The sequence below is a fragment of the Emticicia soli genome (genome assembly GCF_037860775.1).
Taxonomy (GTDB): Bacteria; Bacteroidota; Bacteroidia; order Cytophagales; family Spirosomataceae; genus Emticicia; species Emticicia soli.
Genome location: NZ_JBBEWC010000013.1, coordinates 140,641 through 161,499, shown reverse-complemented (window position 1 = coordinate 161,499; position 20,859 = coordinate 140,641). Strand labels below are relative to the sequence as shown.

Annotated in this window: 15 protein-coding genes; 8 read left to right on the top strand and 7 right to left on the bottom strand. The window is 44.3% G+C overall.

The features are described 5' to 3' along the window. Window positions 1–4: 4 nt before the first annotated feature. The 6 genes from WAE64_RS20410 to WAE64_RS20385 all read left to right on the top strand — a co-directional run bounded on the left by WAE64_RS20410 (window position 5) and on the right by WAE64_RS20385 (window position 8,355). Window positions 5–1,465, top strand: coding sequence for a TolC family protein (locus tag WAE64_RS20410; RefSeq protein ID WP_340239625.1), 1,461 nt, complete (start codon window positions 5–7; stop codon window positions 1,463–1,465). 206 nt (window positions 1,466–1,671) lie between these two features. Then, window positions 1,672–2,337, top strand: coding sequence for an ABC transporter ATP-binding protein (locus tag WAE64_RS20405; RefSeq protein WP_340239624.1), 666 nt, complete (start codon window positions 1,672–1,674; stop codon window positions 2,335–2,337). A 55-nt stretch (window positions 2,338–2,392) separates the two neighbouring features. Beyond that, window positions 2,393–3,646, top strand: coding sequence for an ABC transporter permease (locus tag WAE64_RS20400; RefSeq protein WP_340239623.1), 1,254 nt, complete (start codon window positions 2,393–2,395; stop codon window positions 3,644–3,646). A 453-nt stretch (window positions 3,647–4,099) separates the two neighbouring features. Continuing rightward, on the top strand, window positions 4,100–5,257 hold the full coding sequence (locus tag WAE64_RS20395) for an ABC transporter permease (RefSeq protein ID WP_340239622.1): 1,158 nt from the start codon (window positions 4,100–4,102) through the stop codon (window positions 5,255–5,257). A gap of 433 nt (window positions 5,258–5,690) precedes the next feature. After that, the gene (locus WAE64_RS20390; RefSeq protein ID WP_340239621.1) at window positions 5,691–7,064 is read left to right on the top strand and encodes a sigma-54-dependent transcriptional regulator; all 1,374 of its coding nucleotides are present in this window, start codon (window positions 5,691–5,693) and stop codon (window positions 7,062–7,064) included. Beyond that, window positions 7,045–8,355, top strand: a complete 1,311-nt coding sequence (locus WAE64_RS20385) for a sensor histidine kinase (protein WP_340239620.1) — start codon at window positions 7,045–7,047, stop codon at window positions 8,353–8,355. Before WAE64_RS20390 ends, WAE64_RS20385 begins: the two co-directional genes overlap by 20 nt. Here the strand turns inward: WAE64_RS20385 and WAE64_RS20380 are convergent. The 6 genes from WAE64_RS20380 to WAE64_RS20355 form a co-directional block, all read right to left on the bottom strand. Then, entirely contained in the window at window positions 8,352–8,549 is a 198-nt protein-coding gene (locus WAE64_RS20380; RefSeq protein ID WP_340239619.1) for a hypothetical protein, read from the bottom strand. The two genes, WAE64_RS20385 and WAE64_RS20380, sit on opposite strands and share 4 nt — an antisense overlap. A 283-nt stretch (window positions 8,550–8,832) precedes the next feature. Then, on the bottom strand, window positions 8,833–9,465 hold the full coding sequence (locus WAE64_RS20375; RefSeq protein ID WP_340239618.1) for an outer membrane beta-barrel protein: 633 nt from the start codon (window positions 9,463–9,465) through the stop codon (window positions 8,833–8,835). Between the two features lie 497 nt (window positions 9,466–9,962). Further along, the gene (locus WAE64_RS20370; protein ID WP_340239617.1) at window positions 9,963–11,765 is read right to left on the bottom strand and encodes a serine/threonine protein kinase; all 1,803 of its coding nucleotides are present in this window, start codon (window positions 11,763–11,765) and stop codon (window positions 9,963–9,965) included. After that, on the bottom strand, window positions 11,762–12,625 hold the full coding sequence (locus tag WAE64_RS20365) for a Stp1/IreP family PP2C-type Ser/Thr phosphatase (protein WP_340239616.1): 864 nt from the start codon (window positions 12,623–12,625) through the stop codon (window positions 11,762–11,764). Before WAE64_RS20365 ends, WAE64_RS20370 begins: the two co-directional genes overlap by 4 nt. A gap of 36 nt (window positions 12,626–12,661) precedes the next feature. After that, window positions 12,662–13,513 carry a serine/threonine-protein kinase gene (locus tag WAE64_RS20360; protein WP_340239615.1) on the bottom strand — a complete coding sequence of 284 codons (852 nt, stop codon included), beginning with the start codon at window positions 13,511–13,513 and terminating at the stop codon, window positions 12,662–12,664. A gap of 508 nt (window positions 13,514–14,021) precedes the next feature. Further along, entirely contained in the window at window positions 14,022–15,713 is a 1,692-nt protein-coding gene (locus WAE64_RS20355; RefSeq protein ID WP_340239614.1) for a trypsin-like peptidase domain-containing protein, read from the bottom strand. A gap of 431 nt (window positions 15,714–16,144) precedes the next feature. On the opposite strand from WAE64_RS20355, the gene WAE64_RS20350 reads away from it, so the two are divergent. Beyond that, a complete protein-coding gene (locus tag WAE64_RS20350; RefSeq protein WP_340239613.1) occupies window positions 16,145–18,025 on the top strand; it encodes a sensor histidine kinase in 1,881 nt (626 codons plus the stop codon). Window positions 18,026–18,051: 26 nt separating this feature from the next. Here the strand turns inward: WAE64_RS20350 and WAE64_RS20345 are convergent, their stop codons facing one another. After that, a complete protein-coding gene (locus WAE64_RS20345; RefSeq protein ID WP_340239612.1) occupies window positions 18,052–18,699 on the bottom strand; it encodes a response regulator in 648 nt (215 codons plus the stop codon). A 789-nt stretch (window positions 18,700–19,488) separates the two neighbouring features. Here WAE64_RS20345 and WAE64_RS20340 point away from each other — a divergent pair. Continuing rightward, entirely contained in the window at window positions 19,489–20,817 is a 1,329-nt protein-coding gene (locus tag WAE64_RS20340) for an alpha-L-fucosidase (RefSeq protein ID WP_340239611.1), read from the top strand. Window positions 20,818–20,859 lie beyond the last annotated feature (42 nt).

Sequence of the window (20,859 nt, the reverse complement as noted above, 5' to 3'; positions counted from 1 at the left end):
TTTTATGAAATACCTCATTTATATATTAACCATATACCTACTGGCGCCTACGCATCTGGCATCGGCGCAGGGCATAACCCGCCTGAGCCTGCCCGAAGTAGTGCAAATGGCCAAAGGACAATCGATTGCGGCCCGACAAGCCTCAACCACCAAAGAAACCAAGTACTGGGAGTGGCGCACGTTTCAGTCGAACTACAAACCGCAGTTGGTTTTAAACGGAAATCTGCCGGCCTTTACCCGCTCGTTCACCGAAGTAGTACAGCCCGATGGCACCATTCAGTTTCAGCCTGTGCGATACAACAACTCATCGCTCAACCTGTCGCTGAGCCAATCGGTGATGCAAACGGGTGGACAAATCTATGCCACCACACAATTACAACGTTTTGATGATTTTGCCCGCAAAAATACGCTTTACAACAGCACCCCTTTTGCGGTGGGTTACGAGCAACCCATTTTCAGATTCAATCCCCTCAAGTGGGACAAAAAGATTGAACCCCTGAAATACGACGAGAGCCGTCAGGTTTACATCGAATCGCTCGAGAAAATTGCCGTTAAGTCGACCGAGTATTTTTTCAATCTATTGTTGGCACAGGTAAACCTGCAAATTGCCGAAACCAACCTCGCCAACACCCAAACCATTGTAAAAATAGCAAACGAAAAATACGAAATCGGCAAAACCACCCGCAACGAGATACTGCAATTGCAACTTGAGTCGCTGAAAGCACAAAAAGCCATTGCAACAGCCAAAAGAGACCTCGAAATTGCTACCTTGAATCTGAAAGCCTATATTGGTTTACAGAACGACGATAAGTTAGAACTCATCATTCCGGCCGATATTCTGGTGATTCCGGTTTCTAACCAGATAGCACTGCAAGAAGCGTTCGACAATCGTTCAGATGCCATTTCGTTTCGACGACAGATTTTAGAAGCCGACCGGGCGGTAGCCAAGGCTATTGGAGATAATGGGCTGAATATGACCTTGACCGCTTCGGTAGGCTTCTCAAACAGAGGCTTAACCATTCCCGAACTGTACCAGAAACCGCAAAGTCAGGAGTCGGTACAATTGCAATTAGATATTCCGATACTCGACTGGGGACGCTCAAAATCAAGAACAAAAACGGCTGAAGCGCAGAAAAAGCTCACCGAACACACCGTAGAGCAAGCCAAGCAGACATTCAGACAAGAGATTTATACACAGGTAACGCTTTTTGAAATGTTGCGTAATCAGCTAAGTCTAACGGCACAAGCCGACAGCATAGCCTCTGAAAAATACCAGATAGCCCAAGACCGTTACGTGTTAGGCAACCTGAGCATCACCGATTTAAGTATCGCTTTTCAGGAAAAAGACCAAGCCAAACGCGACCACATCAACGCCTTACAAGACTACTGGAAAACCCATTACGAATTAAGGTACCTAACCCTATACGATTTCGAAAAAAACAAAAAAATACAACCGGAAGATTAGGTCTTGAACTTTGATTTAACTGATTTATCTGATTGTTATGATTTATAATTGACTAATAACGTGATTGATTTTATTCTTCAAAATCATTTGATGACAGTATCAGGTAAATCAAAAAAATCAGTTAAATCACAGTTCAGACAATCATCAACGAATCAGTAAAATCATAAAAATCACTCATTCACTAATTCACTAAATAGTTAACAATTATGATCAAGTTAAAAAACATCGAAAAAGTTTATCGCACAAGCACGGTTGAAACGCTTGCGCTCAATGAGATTAACCTTGAAGTGGGCAAAGGAGAATTCCTATCTATCATGGGGCCATCGGGCTGTGGGAAAAGTACCCTACTCAACATCATGGGACTCCTCGACGAACCATCAAACGGAGAAATAACCGTCGACAACGAAACCATCAGAGACTTCTCCGACAAAAAACTAGCACATTTCCGTAACCAGAAACTAGGCTTTATCTTCCAGAGCTACCACCTCATCAACGACTTACCCGTGATTGATAATGTGGAATTACCCTTACTCTATCGCTCAGCCTCGGCCAGCGAACGCACCAAACTAGCCACCGAAGCCTTGCAAAAAGTAGGTTTGAGCAACCGCATGAAACATTACCCATCGCAATTATCGGGCGGACAAAAACAAAGAGTAGCCATTGCCCGTGCCATTGTAGGTCGTCCTGAAATTATTCTGGCCGATGAGCCTACCGGAAACCTCGACAGCGCCATGGGCAACGAGATTATGGATATACTTATTGGCCTCAACAAAAACGACGGCACCACCATTGTAATGGTAACACACGACGAAAACATGGCCAAAAAGACCAACCGTCTGGTGCGCCTCTTCGACGGCTCGCAAGTAATGTAATAGTATCAACCCATAAAAAAAGCAGTCGCAAAACCTGCCAACTGCCCATACAAATATGTTAAAGAATTATTTAAAAATAACATTTGCCGTACTGAAACGCCGAAAATTCTTCACGTTTATCAGTCTCTTTGGTATCAGTTTCACCTTGTTGGTGCTGGTAGTTATCACGGCATTCCTCGACCACCTCATCTCGTCGGGCTACCCCGAAGTGAACCGTGAGCGCTCTCTGTACATCGAAAAAATGATGCAGGAAGACACCACCAAACAAGGCATGCGCAGCGGCCCTGTGAGCTTGTATTTCATCCAGAATTACGCCAGCAAACTCACCACGCCCGAAAAAATCGGCTTTGGTTCGTACCCCAATACAATCAACGCCTACGCCAATCAGAATAAAATAAAATTGTTGTTTAAACACACCGACGCCAATTTCTGGGACATTACCAGTTTTGAGTTTCTGGAAGGCAAACCTTACACCCAACAAAACATTTTGAACAACGACTACGTGGTTGTAATCAACGACGACACCCGAGATAAATACTTTGGCAAAGGCGTATCGGCCGTTGGCAAATCAATCGAGATAGACAACGTCAATTACCGCATCATTGGTGTGGTGCGCGGCTGCCCTATTACCCGTGTGTATGTGGCCTCAGATGTTTACCTGCCTTACACCACCGCCAAAAGAGACCAGACCAAAAAAGACCTCAACGGCAGCTATCTGGTTTTCTTGTTAGCAAAAAGCCCCGCCGATTTCCCGAAAATAAAGGCTGAATATCAGTCGATAATGAAAAAAGTGCCTATTATTAGTGAAGACAAATGGTTTACGCCAAATAAGGTAAACTCTACTGCCGACACCTACGTAGGTTCTTTTTTAAGCCAGTTCACCCACTCCGACGGCGACACCAAGAAGCACTATATCTATCTGGCCATTTTTGGTTTTGCGTTCCTGTTTATGTCATTACCGGCCATTAACCTGGTAAATGTCAACATCAGCCGAATCATGGAGCGAGCCTCCGAAATCGGCATCCGCAAAGCCTTTGGGGCTTCGTCTAAGGTGCTGACCTACCAGTTTATCATCGAAAACCTCATTCTTACGCTAATCGGTGGTCTTATTGCAATCATTCTGTCGGTTGGGGTGATATTCTTCATCAACAACAGCGGCCTGATTCCCTACGCCGACCTAGCCATCAACTGGAAAGTATTCCTGGCCGCCATATTAGTAAGCTTAGTTTTTGGCCTACTATCAGGCGTCTACCCAGCCTGGCGCATGTCAAAACTACAGGTAGTGACAGCGTTGAGAGGTGGGGAGTAAAAAGGGTGATTCTCTCATTTCGGTGAATAAATTCACCGCCTAATAAAACAAAGGATGTTTATCTCTAGCCCCGACTTAAGTCGGGGCATACATTAAAATAATTCCTTTGTTACATTAGACACCCAATTTATTGGGTGAACACGGGACTGAGGGAAAGGGAGAAGATTTTTCTTATTAAGATTCAATAAATAAACGTTCTTTAAATAATCAGACCGATTCGTAGAGACGACATGCTGGCGTCTCCAAGGGCTTGTAAACCTCAAAAAATGATATTTGAGAGACCAACCCAATAGATAAATTTCTAACATTTACAGGCCTGTGGAGACGCCAGCATGTCGTCTCTACGAATAGGACTGATTTATTTAAAGAACGCTTATTTTTTGAAAGTCAATTAGCCACCAACCGCAACGATAAACATCAAAAAATATCAAAAAACATTAAAATAAAAACACCATGTTCAAACATCTTTTTAAATTGATATGGAAGAAGAAAAAGAGCAATTTTCTGATGATGCTCGAAATCTTCGTATCATTCCTGATACTATTTGCTATCTGGAGTCTGGGCGTATACAATTACCGCAATTATGTAAAACCATCAGGCATCGACTCCGACAACGTATGGGCCGTATTCATAGATTTCAACACCGACAGCGACAGCCTACGCACCATTTACCGCGATTTAGTGCGACAAAAACTAAAATCAAACCCCGAAATCGAGGCATTTTCGTTTAGTTCGTCTAACCTGCCTTATAGCTTTTCATCGGCTAACAACAACATCAGTTACGATGGTAAAAGTACAATGGCCGAACAAATTTCTGTCGACCCAACCTACCCCGATGTATTAAAAATGAAATTATCAGAAGGACGTTGGTTTACAGAGGGCGACAAAGTCAATAAAATAAAACCCATCATCATCACCCAATTTCTGAAAGACAAACTATTCGGCAATCAGAATGCCCAGGGCAAGATACTCGGCGAAGGCGACGACAAGAAACAAATCATAGGCGTAGTAAGCCATTTCAAGCACAACAGCGATTTTCAGGCCGAATCAGGCTGCGTATTTGAGCCGATTGGTAGCTGGCAGTCAGACATGCTCATCAGAGTAAAACCCGGCACAACGGTAGAAACCGAAGCCCGTTTATCTAAAGAACTCGTACAACTAGGCAAAGACTGGTCGGTAGAAGTGCAGCACCTTTCAAACATGAAAGCCAACAAAAACCGATTCATCTGGGTACCAATCCTGATTCTGGTTGTAGTTTGTAGCTTCCTGATTTTCAACGTAGCATTGGGGCTATTTGGCGTATTATTCCAGACAATCAGCCGTCGCAAGCAAGAAATCGGCGTTCGCAGAGCCATTGGCGCCACCAAAGGAGCTATTTTATGGCATTTTGTAGGCGAAACCACCGTTATCACCACCTTTGGTGTTATATTAGGCATATTTTTCGCCGTCCAATTCCCACTATTAAACGTATTCGATGTCGACGCCTTCGTATACCTAACCGGAATTGTACTAGCCATCATCTCAATCTATACCCTGGTAATAGCCTGCGCCATATTCCCAAGCAAACAAGCCTCAGAAATCTACCCAGCCATTGCGTTAAGGGAAGATTGAGGATATGGCGGGAAGATGTTATTAGTTATATTTGCAAATTCTCCTCACCCCCTAAATCCCCCTCTCCTGAAAAAGGAGAGGGGGACTTGAAAGCCAAAATGAGAGTTTTTTAGCCCCTCTCTCTGGGGAGAGGGGTTGGGGTGAGGAAAATAACAACTAAAGCTTAGCACGTTGCGTAAGGCCAAAAAGCTTGGGGCTGTCTCAAAAGTTTTTTTGTGCTAAATGATATTTGCAAACAACCCCACCCTAACCCTCCCCAACAGTGGGGAGGGAACCAAAAAAGCTCTCCACTGTTGAGAAAAGGGCTTTTCTTGTCTCCTCTTCACAATTGAGGAGGGAACTAAAAAAACCTCTTTGTACTGTCGAAGAAAGGGTTTTCTTGTCCCCTCCCCACTGTTGGGGAGGGTTAGGGTGGGGTTAATTTTATACCCCTATGCTCCTAATAATAGACGATGACATAGCAGTCCGAACCTCGTTAGCCCTTTTGATGAAAAAAGAGGGCTTCGAATTTGTTGCTGTAGGTTCACAGCAAGAAGCGCTCGCATTTCTCGAATTAGAAACGCCTGACTTGATTATTCTCGACATGAACTTCTCCAACGACACCTCAGGCGACGATGGCCTGAGCCTATTAGAGAAAATCAAGCGAATCAACAACGCCATTCCGGTCATTCTCATTACGGGCTGGGCCACTATTGACTTGGCCGTAAGAGGCATGAAACTAGGCGCCAGCGACTTCATCAACAAACCCTGGCAGAATGCGCATTTGATGCAGTCAATCCGTACCATTCTCGATTTATCAGAAAAGAAAACGCTGACCCTCACACGCAAAAAACTAGATGCACAATACAATTTCAGCCAGTTGATAGGCGAAGACGCCGAGTTCCTGAAAATACTCGAAACCATCGGCAGAGTAGCCTCTACCGACGCCTCGGTATTAATTATGGGCGAAAGCGGCACAGGCAAAGAACTCATTGCCGAAGCCATACACCAAAACAGCCAGCGTGCCCGCAAACCCTTTGTAAAAGTCAATCTTGGGGGCATATCCACCAGTTTGTTCGAGTCCGAAATGTTTGGGCACATCCGTGGCGCCTTCACCGACGCCCGTTACGACCGTGTCGGACGCTTCGAAATGGCCAACAAAGGCACTATTTTCTTAGACGAAATCGGCGACCTCGACCCAAGCAGTCAGGTAAAATTACTTCGGGTTCTGCAAGACCGCACCTACGAAATACTAGGCAGCAGCCGCACCAAAACCCTCGATGTACGCGTGGTTTGCGCCACCAACAAAAATCTGGAAGAAAGCGTACAGAAAAACACTTTCAGAGAAGACCTGCTCTACAGAATCAACCTTATTACCATAAACCTACCGCCCTTGCGCAAACGTCCGGGCGATATTCCGCTCTTGGTGAATTTCTTTGTCCATAACCTGCGCGAAATCTATAACCGGCCCAACCTACGCGTAACACCCGAAGCCATGAAATGGCTCAAGCAATTATCCTTGCCGGGCAATATCCGCCAACTCAAAAACCTTGTGGAGCGCACCATTTTAGTAAGCAACCACGACACCCTCGAGGCCGGCGATTTCCAGACACAATGGCAACCCGGTGCCCGCAAACCAAGCGCAGCATCATTGCCCGAAGTAGGCAGCATGACGCTCGAAGAAATGGAAGTGCAGATGATAAAAAAAGCCTTAGATTTCCACAAAGGCAAAGTAATGGCCGTAGCCAAAGCACTAGGCTTGACACGCAGCGCTTTATATCGTAGATTGGAGAAATATAATATCCCGCATGATGAAGATTCGGACTAAGTTTTTGCTCTTTATGGTGGTCATTCATTCGCTTGTGATTGGCCTCTCTTTCTATATTTTCAAAGACAACAAGCTGGTATTTATTCTGTCAGAAGTCTTTATTCTGCTTTCTGTTTTTATAGCCTGGCAACTCTACAACAGCCTTATTGCCCCCATAAGCCTGCTCATGACCGGCATCGACGCCATGCGCGACAAAGACTTCAACGTAAAGTTTCTACAAACAGGTAAGTACGAAATGGACATGCTGATTGATGTCTACAACGGCATGATTGACGAGCTCCGACAAGAGCGCACCAAGCAAGAGCAGCAGCATTATTTTCTCGAAAAACTCGTCCAAACCTCCCCCACCGGTATTCTTATTCTTGATTTCGATGAAAATATAGCCAACATCAACCCAAAAGTTTGTACAATATTGGGTTTAGAAGCCAAAGACCTCATCGGCAAATCTGTCGCCGACTTCGACACCCTACTTCTACGAGCCATCAGCACCCTTAAAACAGGCGAATCTAAAACCATAGCCTTAAACGGAATCCAGACCTATAAATGCCAGAAATCGCATTTTATTGACAGAGGCTTCCCACGTTATTTTGTGATGATAGAAGAGCTGACAGCCGAAATCCTGAACGCCGAAAAGAAAGCATACGGCAAAGTGATACGGATGATGGCACACGAAGTAAACAACTCAATTGGCTCAGTAAATTCTATACTCGACACCACCATTCAGCTGCATGATTATGATGCAGATGTAAAACACGCACTAGAAATTGCCATTCAACGCAACGACCACTTGAATCATTTCATGCGGAATTTTGCCGACATGGTTCGCCTCCCCATGCCTCGCCCCGAACAAATAGATTTGAATGAATTGCTGAAAAACACAGCCAACCTGATGGAGTTCAGAACCCTGAAATCAGCCATTACGATAGAAACAAAGCTCAGCGAAACGCCCCTCCTGATATCGGCAGATGTACACCAATTTGAACAGGTGATAATCAACATCATCAAAAACGCCATTGAATCGATAGAAATCAGAGCAAAGAAAAACCCCGACACTAAAGGACTAATAAGCATCAGCACCACCAATCAACCAAAACAGCTTTTGATTGAAGACAACGGCATAGGCATTTCGCCCGAAGTAGAACAACAGATTTTTTCACCCTTTTTCACCACCAAAGACAACGGCCAGGGCATCGGCCTAACCCTCATCCGTGAAATCTTAGTGAATCACGGCTTCCAATACTCCCTAAAAACCAACAAAGAAAAAACCACCACCTTCCAAATCCGCTTTTAACCCACCCACCACACCCGTACCACGCCTATACTCGTCCAAATAAAGGGCGTGGCACGGGTAGTCGGGAAAAAGCCCGTGGCACGGGTAATGTGGCAAGAGTCTATCCACCGTGGCACGCCTATACTCCGAAGAATAAGGGCGTGGCACGGATAACAAGCGGAGAGGTCTCTAAAATTAAGTTTATGAGACCTCATTAATCGTGCCACAATAGACAAACTCCCGTGGCACGCCTATACTCCGACTCAAACGGGCGTGGCACGGGTAGCAGCGGAGAGGTCTCTAAAACTAAGCTTATGAGACCTCATTAACCGTGCCACAATGGACAAACTCCCGTGGCACGCCTATACTCGGACTCAAACGGGCGCGGCTCGGGTAACACGTGTTAATTTAAAGATCCCTCCGAGCTTAACCGTGACACGCCCATTCGAGTCCGAGTATAGGCGTGCCTCGGTAGACAACAAAATGACACGGTAGACCCTAATTAAAATAATAACTCAAACCCAGCCCAAACTGGAAGGTTTTTACGTCGGGACGGTCTTGAATGCCATCCTGGTCTACCAGAAAAGTACTGAATTTACCTACATTTGCGCCCGCTTTGGCTTGAATAGCCCATTTAGGTGCCACAAAGAAGTTCACCCCACCACCTACCGAAAAAGCCCCTCCTTTGAGGTTATATTCATACAATAGTCCACCGAGCGATACCGGCGAAATCACCATATCCTGATAATTATAGGCGGCTTCAACAAATGGCCTTACAGCTTGCAGTGTACCTCCAAAATTATACCTTGCACCTACGCCAAAAACCGAAAAGCCATAGTCGTCCCATTGGTTTTCGAAGGCAAAAGTGTGCCAATCGTAAGTAGCAAACAACTCAATATGCTGATTAAGCCCATAACCAATGGTCAGCCCACCGCCCAAACCCATCGGTTCGGTTTCATCCAGACGGTCAAAGTACGACGAAAGCCAATGTTTATATCCCCCGCCGATGCCAATATGAAAACCCTCGGTATTTGAGCGCAACCTGATGGTTTCTTGCGCAACAGTCGAGAGGCTTATCAACGAAAAAATAAGTAAATGGGCTATGTATTTCTTTTGCAATAAGGTTTTCATAAAGTTTTATTTTAAGTACTAAGAATGTATTATTTGACATTAAAATTTCAGATTGATTCTATAAACCTGCTTAATAGAATGACAGCGAATAAAAACGCTTCGTAGAGACGACATGCTGGCGTCTCCTAGGGTCTGTAAAGCTCAAAAAATGATATTTGAGAGGTCAACCTAATAGATAAATCTCTACTCGTTGGGTAAACTAGATTTTAAGGTTTAAATATATCGTCCCTACGGGACTTAGCTCTTGGATAGTTATTTTTTCTACCGATATGACATCCCTACGGGATATTTTTTTTAGTCCCATCGGGACGATATATCGGTAGAAAAACCAGTAAGATTAAAGCACTGTATCCCGTAGGGATAATATATTTTAATTTCATCCAACGAGTATAAATCACTAACATTCACAGGCCAATGGAGCCGGGGTGGCGACCCACCGCAGCATGTCGTCTCTACAAATTGCTCCCCATCACCCCATTTCATTCCATAAAAACACCTCAAATACTAATAGTCAAAATAGTATTTGTCGTTTTTGGGTCGGGTAAAATGCGTGTTCCTCTTGTGAAAATCACCGCCTCAATTGAGCTTCCCGATTTGCCCAGCGCCGGACTTTTCAACGGAATCCAATCGCCGTTTACGGCCTGTACACGGTCGGGTTTAAACTCCAGAAAAGACTTACCGTCGTCGCTAGAGCGGGCGCTTGTTATGCGGGCTATGCCTCGTGCGCCTGCAGCAATTACCGTTATGCCGTCAACTTTAATATCGCTTAACACCCTCAGCGACACATTCTTACTTTTTATCCCCGCCTCGTTCGAAGAGATAGTTTCATCCAAAACCAATGCCACCGAAAGCCCCTTAATTACCAATCGATGGCTGGCTTTGGGTTTAACCTCTTCTTTCACCACAGGCTCCGGTTCTTTTTCCCGCACAGGTTCCGAAACAGGTTGCTTCACAATAGGCTCTGAGAGCGCAGGCGTTTCCTTTTTTTCTTCCTCTTTTTTCTTTACCGGTTGTTTTTCCTTCTCCTTCTCTTTTTCCTTGCTTTTGCCGTCAACAGGCGCAATTTCTTTAGGTTTAGGCTCATTTTTCGCTATCGGATTCACAATTTTGTCGATAGGTTGTTGAAAACTCACGCTCGTGTTGTCAATCTTACTGGAATCTGCGTTTGTAGTGTTTTGTGGAATAACTACCTCGTTGGTAGCTACAAAATCCTGCGCTTGTTCTTTATTGCTATCAGGATTTTTGGGCGATAAAAAGAAAATCCCGCCAATCACAATCAGGATAGCCCCAAGCACCGCCCCGCCTAAAATCATTCCCTCGGTCGACATCATCTTCTCCCGCACCGTCTGCACCACTGTAGGTCTCGAAGCACGCATTTGTTGATTAGCCAATCGTGTCGGATTTGTGTTCGACTTCGTGTGCATCACAGTCGGCGCAACATTTACCGCCACTTTCTGCGGCTGCAAACTTTGCGGCACTACCCTCCCCGGACTCACAAACGTGCTCAGGATATTCCTTAAATCATGGGCACTTTCAAAGCGTTTTTCGGGCTTTTTATTCAAAAGCGTATCAAGAGTATCCTCGATTTTCTTAGGCAAAGTACCAATGCGGTTGCGGAGCGGAATAGGCTTTTTAGTCAGAATCTGCGTAATAAGCGTTGAGTCGGTTGAGGCCTCAAAAGGCATTTTACCCGATAGCAGCTCATACATCAGCACGCCAATAGCATATAAATCCGACTGCACACTTGGTTCGCTGCCGTCGAGCAGTTCGGGCGCCATGTATTCAAGCGTACCCACAATTCTATCTGCCCTTGTGAGCCTCTGTGAACCAACCATGCGGGCAATGCCAAAATCCATGAGTTTTATGATACCTTCACGTGTGAGCATCAGGTTGGCAGGTTTAATATCGCGGTGCAGAATCCCTTTTTCGTGGGCATGGTGCAAGCCATCAAGCGTCTGAATCAGAATTTTCAGCACCGACTCCAGCGGTAAGCCTCCGTTTTGCTTCAGCAACTTTTCTAAGTTCATGCCATCCACATACTCCATTACCATGAAGTTGTCGTTTTGGTCTCTCAGAAAATTATACAGCACCGCTACATTTGAGTGATTCAACTTGGCCGAAAGAATGGCTTCATTGCGGAAACGCTCAAAAAACGTAGTATCCCGAACCAGATGCGGATGCAGAATCTTGACAGCCACCGAGCGTTGCAGCAGCGTATCGGTAGCCCGATAAACCGTGCCCATGCCTCCTTCTCCCAGCAGTTCTTCTACATTATAATTTTGTATCTTCTGGCCTATCATGGTATATCAATATTTTCGGTAGGTTTAGCAGGCTGAAACTCTTCGGGGTTTACACGCTCTACGAGCAATATGGTTATGTTGTCGTGTCCGCCCCGTTGCTTGGCAGCATCTACCATTTGTTGAGCCGCCTCATTGAGCAAAGGAATGGTTAAAAAAGTAGCAATTTCGGCCGAACTGAAATAGTCGTAAAGGCCATCGCTGCAAAGCATAATGCGGTCGTTATTCTCAAAAAGTGTCGACACCTCCTGCACATCAACCTCCACCTTATTGTGCGTACCCATGGCACGGGTAAGCATGTTGCGGTCGGGATGTTTTTCGGCCTCTTCTGCCGAAATCACGCCTTGCTGAATAAGTTCCTGCACATAAGTATGGTCGGTCGATAGCTGAATCAGGTTACCATCTTTAAAAAGGTATAGCCTGCTGTCGCCTACATGCGCCATGTATAGTTTGTTCTGACAAATGGCAACAGCCGTGCAGGTTGTACCCATTCCTTTTTGCATTACGTTTTTATTGGCAGTTTGCCAGATAGCCCTGTTTGCCTTAGAAAAAGCCACAAAAAGGCTCGATTCAGGCGTATCTTCTTGCTGATAATACGTTTTTGCGATTGTTTCAACAGCCATTTGAGAGGCAATTTCTCCGGCAGCGTGACCACCCATACCATCTGCCACAATAGCCAGAAAACCCTTCTGTATCCTGACTAGAACCTTCGACGGACGCACAAATCGGGCAGCATCTTCGTTGTTGGTGCGCACCTGCCCTACGTCTGTTACCACAATGGCCCGCAGGTCTTCTTGCCGTATCTGGTGTTCTTCGGTAGGCTTAGGCTCACTGCCCGATAACCATTTTTTCCAAAACATCATATTGATGATTAAATGATTGATTAAATAAGAGTATGCTTAAAACACATTGCGTACCCAAACGCTGAGCCTATGCAGCAGGTTATTGGTGGCAGTTTCGCCCCTTAGTTCGCTTAGCAAAGCAGCGGCACTAATGCGTTTTTTAGGATTCACCTGTAACAGTTTCTCAATAAGCCGCTTACTTTTTTTTGATATATGCGGATTTATCAGATTAGGCGCCATGTAATCGCCACGCTCTATTCTCACACGGGTTTCTGTTTCGGTTCGGCCATCGAACGGTAATTGTCCGGTCAGCATTTCGTACAGAATCACCCCCAGCGCCCAACAGTCCGACAGTACGCTTCCTTTGCTATAAAACTGCTCAGGCGCCATATAAAACGATGTCCCCACAATGTAGCCCTCTTGCGTAAGTTTGGGAGTGTAAGCAGCCTTGGCAATGCCAAAATCAAGCAATTTTACCACACTTTCTTTCGTAACCTTTATGTTAGCAGGCTTTAAGTCTCTATGAAAAATACCGTTTGCGTGCAAATGCGCCACGGCATCAACCATTTGTTCCAGCACTTTCCACACAAACTGTTCGGGCAAAGCGCCTTGTCTTTTAATGAGCCTTTCAAGGGTTAGTCCCTCAACATATTCCATCACAATACACGGAATACCATTTTCGATTGCATACTCAAAAAGTACCGCAATATTCGGATGCCTCACCGACGATTGCACATAGGCTTCGTTGCGGAATCTTTCTACCTGGTCGATACGGTTCAACACTTTTACAGCAGCAGTCTGACGAGTAAATTGGTGTTGCGCCTGATACACCTCTCCCATCCCACCCGCCCCTAACCATTGTGTGAGTACATATCCTCTGATATTCCTATGTAAAAATGGTTCGTGCATTTTTTAATGGCGAATGGTGGATGATGAATTGCGAATGGTTAATGGGCTGTTTTGGGGTGAACATGGAATCGTACTCTACATTTCGGTGAATAAATTCACCGCCTAATAAAACAAAGGATGTTTATCTCTAGCCCCGACTTAAGTCGGGGCATACATCATTAAATATTCCTTTGTTACATTAGCCACCCAATTTATTGGGTGAACACTGGTCGTAGCGATTATCATTAAATCATTCCTACCATTTCGGTGAATAATTAGGTTTCAAGAAATAACGTTCTTCAAATAAACCAGACCGCTTCGTAGAGACGACATGTTGGCGTCTCCATTGGCCTGTAAATGTTAGAAATTTATCTATTAGGTTGGTCTCTCAAATATCATTCTTTGAGGTTTACAGACCTGTGGAGACGCCAACATGTCGTCTCTACGAATCGGTGTAATTCATTAAAACCCTTATTTATAGCGAAAACTGCGCAACATTATTCACCATTCGCCATTCACCATTAAAACCCTACAAAACCTTCTGATTACCCATCAGTTCCATGCCGTATTTGATAGGCACGGCGAATGATATTTGAGTGCCTCGGGCATCGCTTTTACCAGCATAGTAGATACCAATTACACGACCTTTGTCGTCAAACATCGGCCCACCGCTGTTGCCGCCACCCGTGGCATTGATGGTAAGCTGATACGAATCGCCGAAGGTGCTGTATAGATTTGCTTTATCGGCCGAACTTTTGATAAGTCGCCCAATATTACCCGGTGTAACCGTTGGCGACGGCACACTGTTGAAATCCATATTAGGCTTGAATGGGTCGCTTGATTTACGCACAACATATTGCTCAGGCGCAACCCCCGGATACCCCATTACCGTAACCGCCTGTCCGGCCTTTATCTCGTCATAGTTATCAAACAGCTCAACACTCGGCAGATTCCCCGGTATGGCTACTTTAATCATGGCAGCATCGTGGTTGTCTGACACAGCCTCTACAGTAGCATTACGGCGCAAAACATTGTTGGCAAAAGTTACTTTCAGGTACGTATTACGCCCTTCAACCCGACCGTTTACAGGTCTTCCGCCCAATACAGAAGCCTCTGACGGTACCCAACCATAGACATCACCCATAGAAATCATCTGATTGGTTGCTTTGCCCTGACCATCTAACAAAACCCCCGGAAAGGCATATTCAGGAAAAGAAAAACCAGTATTCCACGATGCCGCCACGTGACGGTTGGTCAGAATAAAACCTGCCTCTGATACCACAAAACCAGAGCCCGAAGCGCCCGTCATACCGATAGGTACGCCCATCTGCACATTTCTTTTGGTGTTCAGATAAGGCTCAATGCGCCCCTGTTGGTTTTGCACATAAGCCGCTACATAGCGTTGCGAACCATCCTGCATTTTCATCGGAATATACACATGCCAGATTTCGTCGCTCGTGTTTGGGTCAAACAACTGCCAGCCAAATTCTATTTTCACAACTTTATCCTGATTAGCCGCCACAATCTCTTCCGGCGATAAAGATTGTCCTTTCTGTTGTTTTTGCACTACTGCATTTCTCAACGAATCTACCTGCTTATTGGCATCACCCATGCGTTTCTGCATATCATCGTTAGAATCCTGTCCGTTTTTCCAGATAACAAAGCCCACTGCGCCAAAAAGCACCAAGGCAGCGGCAAGACCAGTCCAGAGCATCCGCTGCGATTTCTTGCGTTCGTGTGTAATTACACGCTCAAATGTCTGTTTACCAATGCCCGTTTTACCCGTGTTAGCGACATTGGCTACCTCGGCCGGAATAAACTCGGCGGTAGGTTTGCTAATATCAACCATGCGGGTTTGTGGCATAAACTCCTGCGGACGAGGGTCAAGGTCGAAGACAAAAACAGGCCCATTGTTTCCCAGTTGAATTTCGTCGCCCGGAAAAAGTTTGGTTGAACCTTTCACCTTGATTTTATTTACCATTATGCCATTGCGGCTATTGTTATCAATCAGCGTAAACGAGAGCGGGTCGCTCGAATCTTTCACAATTTTGCCGTGTTCACGGCTTACAACCGTATCTAAATCGGGGTCGAACTGCACAACACTGGTACTTGCTCTGCCCAGCGTCAGTTCGTTATGCTTCTTAAAATCAAATTCTTCAACCTGATTGGCCTTTGCCCCTGCAATGTGACGAATCACAAAATTTTGTACTGAGGTGTTCATGGTTTGTGTTATTATTAAATAAATGCTGAATAGTTTTTTTTTACCTCACCCCAACCCCTCTCCCCAGGGAGAGGGGCTAAAAAAGCTACTTCTGAGTTCAAAGTCCCCCTCCGCGCGGCGGCCGCTCCTTTTTCAGGAGAGGGGAATTTAGGGGGTGAGGACTTTTGGACGATAAAATCCCTCACTCCTACCCTTCTCCCACAGGCGATGCGAAAAAAAGCCCTCATTATCTTTTCGAACGATACAAAATTAGGGGGAAGACAAAAGCGTGTAAATCTGTAAAAGTCTACATTTTGGGGGTATAGAAACCTACATTTTTATATGTAGGGAAACCTATAGATGAAGGCATCAAACAGTACATTTTAGGCCGAATGTTTGCAAATACACCCCGATTGATTGTATCTTTTCAGAGAATTAAATGCTTTTTCTCTATGTCAAGAGCTTTACTCTTTTGCTTGTTCTGTTTTTCGTTTCAGTCTTTATCTGCACAATCCGGCAAGTCGGGCAATAAAACCCTCGATTCCCTCAAGCAGGCTTTTGAACAATTAAAAACTCAAAAAGCCTCTATTAAAAGAGACTCATTGCTTATTATGACCTTCAGAAACCTTGCCTACCAAATACCCGAGGGCGACACCACCCAATACAACTATTATAAAAAACACTTCCAGCAGCTACTCGATAACACCCAATGGAACAAAGCTCTGGCGCATTATTATTTTCTGAGCGGCACTATGCACATTTTCAGCAACGAACTCTACCTGGCTTTCTATGATTTAGAACGCTCAATGATAGAGTTCAAAAAGTACCACGACTACGAAAACTACCTGAAAGTAAACAACAAGTTTGTGCCGCTCATCAACTGGATAATGATAGAAAACGTAATTCCGAAAGATGTTCAGAGTCGTTACCTACAATATATGCAAGAGGCACTAAACTTAGCCAAAGCCAAAAAAGATACGGCCGTGTGGGCCAATATTCAGATTACAATTGCGGGCTACTATGTGTTTGTTTTAAAAGACTATAAGAAGTGCTACCAGAATACAGAGGAAGTATTAGCGCTGATAGAAAATAAGAATCGCCGGGAGTGGTTCGATTATTATTATATAACCAAGCTCGGCCAAAGTTTAAGCCTGCTCTACATGAACCGTGTAAAAGAAGGCCGAGCCATGCTCGACGAAGTGATTCGGGTTGCGCAGGAAAACAACGCACTCAACGAAGCCAAATATGTGCTTAGTCAGGCCGGAGCCTTTGGTGGAAGGTATTATTTAGAGAAAAAAGATTACCAGAATGCCCTCAAACTCTCGCTACTTGGCGAGCGAAACGCCAATTTTCTTAATTTCCCTTACTTCAACAACGTATTAAACAACACCTTGTACGAAACCTATAAGGGGCTTAATCAACCCGCCAAAGCCTTTATTTATCTTGAAAAAGTAAAAGCCTACGAAGAGGCTTCCGAAACCCGTAAACTGAATCAGAATCTGGCTGAATGGCAGGTAAAGTATGAAGACGAAAAGCAGAAAACAAAAATAAAAACCCTCGAAAACGAAAACCTTAAACGTGCCAACGAACGCGACGAATGGGTGCAAAATACCCTTTTGGTGAGCCTGCTGATAGGTTTGGGCTTGGTTGGCTATGTGTTCTGGAATAATAAACAACTGAAAACCAAAAACGAAGAATTAAAGGCCAAAAACGATGAGATTTCGGGCGCTATGTTTAAAGGACAAACCATTGAGCGTAAACGCGTAGCATCAGAACTCCACGATAACCTGAATACCAAAATTGTAGCCTTAAAATGGCGTTTTGAAGCCATTAATACTGCTAAATACAGCGAAAAAGACCAGAAAATACTCGCCGACTTCGTTAAGGTACTAGACGATATTTATATGGACGTGCGGCTTATTTCGCACAACCTGCTACCCGCCGAACTCGAAACACAGGGCCTTGTTGTTGCCTTACAAAAATTATTAAATAGCATCAGCAACAGACACATCAGTTTCCACTTCCTGACCGAAGGCGTCACTCGCAGGCTTGAGCCTCAACTAGAGCACGAACTCTACAACATTGCCTTGGAGCTTATCAACAACATACTCAAGCACGCCCAGGCCACACACGCATGGGTTAGCCTCACACAACAAGACGACAGAATTTCGCTCACGGTGTCAGACAACGGCAAAGGCATAGATTTAAGCCAGACAGACAATGGCGTAGGGCTAAGAAATGTACACGCAAGGGTTGACAACCTGAATGGCAGGGTACAAATAACCAGACAAAGTACACACGGCACAAACGTGCAGATAGATGTTACGCTTTAAGAAACTGTTTGAGTTTATCTTAATTTCTATATCAACCGATACTTAATAGCGTATTTAATAATACCAATAGTGTTTTTAACACCCAGTTTCTGCAAAATATTGTGGCGGTGATTTTCTACTGTTCCAACGCTGATAAACAAGCGTTCAGCAATCTGAGAAGAAGATAATTCCTGAGCAATCAGTTTTACAATTTCCAGCTCTCGCAGGGTTAAGGCCTTAGGCTCTGCCTGTACCTCTTCGGTCGAAGTTGTATTCATCGATACCGGTGTCAGTAGCTCTTTCAGCACAGCTTCGCTGAAATATTTCTCACCTCTGGCAATAGTAGTAAGCGCCCGCTCCAGCTCTGCTCTGTTAGCCTTTTTGGTAACATAGCCCGATATACCCGCCTGAAACGCATGGCGAATGTTCTCGGCCTCATCGTTTACGGTTAGCATCAAAATCTTCAGGCTTGGGTACTGGTTCCGTAATTTAAGCGTAAGGTCAATGCCAGTCAGATAAGGCATATTCATGTCGCTTATCAGCACATCTATTTCATTATTTTCCAGAAAATCGGGCACTTTGCGGCTATCATAAAGCGTACCGATAACCTCCATATCCGGAATAGAAGCAATTAAGAGGGACAAACTATCTAATAAAATCTGGTGGTCATCTACAATGAGGATTCTGATAGACATTGCAGTTTTGGGTTTATGGGCTATAAATGTAAGCCAAAAGTAAGTAATCGGCAGCTGATAATCAACCCTTTATCGAATTAGTTACTTTATTCGTAATACCATGAAGAATAACATTTATCAATATAAACTGATGAATTTATTTAAATATTTGTGGCGCGAACTTTCAGTTCGCAGTGGTAGTATAAGTATTTCGAACCTACTTTTAATAAAGGAATAGCGATTCTTATAGATTCTCAAACTATATAACGCCAACTGCGAACTGAAAGCGACCATCGCTCAGTTCGAACCACAAATAAAACCTTGCCTGATTTTAATTACACAGTGAGAATTTATTGGCGCAATTAAAACGTTTTTATCCAAATTATAAGAAATTCACTAATTTAGAGCCACTAAACATTTAGTAACATTTTTTAAGTCGGTTTATTAGGATTCAAGAAATAAGTGTTTTGATAAAATTCCTCACCCCAACGGCAGCGGCCGACCGTCCCTCTCCAGTTGGGGGTGTGTTTTACCCATAAGTGCGGAGTTTTTGTAAAAATTATTTACCCTGAGAATAGATTCGAATTAAGATTCGATAATTGCTAAGCTAAATAGACATTTCTCAGCTAGTAAAATGCTTTAAAATTCAATTTTCAGCTTTGAAGAATCATTTACTATTAAGTATTCAATTCTCAGAGTCGTTTTTAAAATTACTTTTTTACAAAAACACCCTACTTGTGGGTTAAGCACACCCCGTTGGGGTGAGGAGAGAACCCTAATAAACCAAATAAATCTACTACGCAAACACTCATGAGAAAAATCCTCTTTTTATGCTTGCTGGCAAGCATGGCAATGGCTCAAACCCCGAAGCCTTATGGCGCAACTCCATCGGCCGACCAACTTAAATGGCACAAGATGGAATACTATGCTTTTGTGCATTTTGGGCCAAACTCGTTTACAGATAAAGAATGGGGCGACGGAACCGAGAAAGAAGAAGTATTTAATCCAACACAATTAGACTGTCGTCAGTGGGCGCGTGTTGCCAAAGCTGCAGGCATGAAAGGTATTATTATTACAGCCAAACACCACGATGGTTTTGCGCTATATCCGAGCAAGTACTCAACCCACACGGTCAGAGAATCGAAGTGGAAAGATGGCAAGGGCGATGTTCTAAAAGAATTATCAGCAGCATGTAAAGAATACGGCCTTAAAATGGGTGTCTATATTTCGCCGTGGGACAGAAACCACCCGACTTATGGAACGCCCGAGTACAATCAGGTATATGTAAATATGCTAAAAGAAGTTACTACGCAATACGGCGACCTGTTTGAAGTTTGGTTTGATGGCGCCAATGGCGAAGGCCCGAACGGCAAAAAACAAGTGTACGATTTCCCTTTGTTCAATAAAACGGTTAAGACCTATCAGCCGCACGCCCTTATTTTCAGCGATGCAGGCCCCGATATCCGTTGGGTAGGAAATGAAAACGGTTTTGCTGGCGAAACTTGCTGGAGCACCATCAATGGCGCACAGCTATTTCCGGCGTATGACAAACCTAAACACCTGAATGTAGGCGATGCCAACGGCACACACTGGATTCCGGCTGAATGTGATGTATCTATCCGTCCGGGTTGGTTTTATCACAAAAACGAAGATGATAAAGTAAAGACACCACAGGCTTTGATGGACATCTGGAATAAATCGGTAGGCCGTGGCGCTACGCTATTATTGAACCTTCCGGTTGATACCCGTGGATTAGTTCACGAAAACGACGAAAAAGCCTTGATGGACTTTAAAAAAGTACGTGACGAGTACTTTAAGAAAAACCTTTTAGTAAAAGGCACTTTCACCAAAACGGTGTCAGACAACAGCTACGATATTAAACTTAACAAAGCACAGACATTCAACTGTTTGGTAGTACAAGAAGACATCCGTTACGGACAACGTGTAAGCCAATTTGCAGTACAAGTAAAAGAAAACAACGAGTGGAAAACCGTTGCAACTTCTACCACTATTGGTTACAAACGCATTGTGTACTTCCCTAAAACCAACAGCAAAGAAGTCCGCATAGCTATCCAAGGCACTTTAGCCAAGCCTTTGATTTTGAATGTTGAGTTGTATGATACACCTGAGAATCAATAATTCTTTAGCATACCTCATCAAAACAAAAAATCCCTTCCGATA

What these genes read in the sequence shown, in the direction of transcription:
- WAE64_RS20410 (WP_340239625.1), top strand. Translation starts at nt 5, where the DNA reads ATGAAATACCTCATTTATATATTAACCATATACCTACTGGCGCCTACG.
- WAE64_RS20375 (WP_340239618.1), bottom strand. Translation starts at nt 9,465, where the DNA reads ATGAAAACCTTATTGCAAAAGAAATACATAGCCCATTTACTTATTTTT.
- WAE64_RS20395 (WP_340239622.1), top strand. Translation starts at nt 4,100, where the DNA reads ATGTTCAAACATCTTTTTAAATTGATATGGAAGAAGAAAAAGAGCAAT.
- WAE64_RS20365 (WP_340239616.1), bottom strand. Translation starts at nt 12,625, where the DNA reads ATGATGTTTTGGAAAAAATGGTTATCGGGCAGTGAGCCTAAGCCTACC.
- WAE64_RS20370 (WP_340239617.1), bottom strand. Translation starts at nt 11,765, where the DNA reads ATGATAGGCCAGAAGATACAAAATTATAATGTAGAAGAACTGCTGGGA.
- WAE64_RS20350 (WP_340239613.1), top strand. Translation starts at nt 16,145, where the DNA reads ATGTCAAGAGCTTTACTCTTTTGCTTGTTCTGTTTTTCGTTTCAGTCT.
- WAE64_RS20360 (WP_340239615.1), bottom strand. Translation starts at nt 13,513, where the DNA reads ATGCACGAACCATTTTTACATAGGAATATCAGAGGATATGTACTCACA.
- WAE64_RS20385 (WP_340239620.1), top strand. Translation starts at nt 7,045, where the DNA reads ATGATGAAGATTCGGACTAAGTTTTTGCTCTTTATGGTGGTCATTCAT.
- WAE64_RS20400 (WP_340239623.1), top strand. Translation starts at nt 2,393, where the DNA reads ATGTTAAAGAATTATTTAAAAATAACATTTGCCGTACTGAAACGCCGA.
- WAE64_RS20390 (WP_340239621.1), top strand. Translation starts at nt 5,691, where the DNA reads ATGCTCCTAATAATAGACGATGACATAGCAGTCCGAACCTCGTTAGCC.
- WAE64_RS20380 (WP_340239619.1), bottom strand. Translation starts at nt 8,549, where the DNA reads ATGAGGTCTCATAAACTTAATTTTAGAGACCTCTCCGCTTGTTATCCG.
- WAE64_RS20405 (WP_340239624.1), top strand. Translation starts at nt 1,672, where the DNA reads ATGATCAAGTTAAAAAACATCGAAAAAGTTTATCGCACAAGCACGGTT.
- WAE64_RS20355 (WP_340239614.1), bottom strand. Translation starts at nt 15,713, where the DNA reads ATGAACACCTCAGTACAAAATTTTGTGATTCGTCACATTGCAGGGGCA.
- WAE64_RS20345 (WP_340239612.1), bottom strand. Translation starts at nt 18,699, where the DNA reads ATGTCTATCAGAATCCTCATTGTAGATGACCACCAGATTTTATTAGAT.
- WAE64_RS20340 (WP_340239611.1), top strand. Translation starts at nt 19,489, where the DNA reads ATGAGAAAAATCCTCTTTTTATGCTTGCTGGCAAGCATGGCAATGGCT.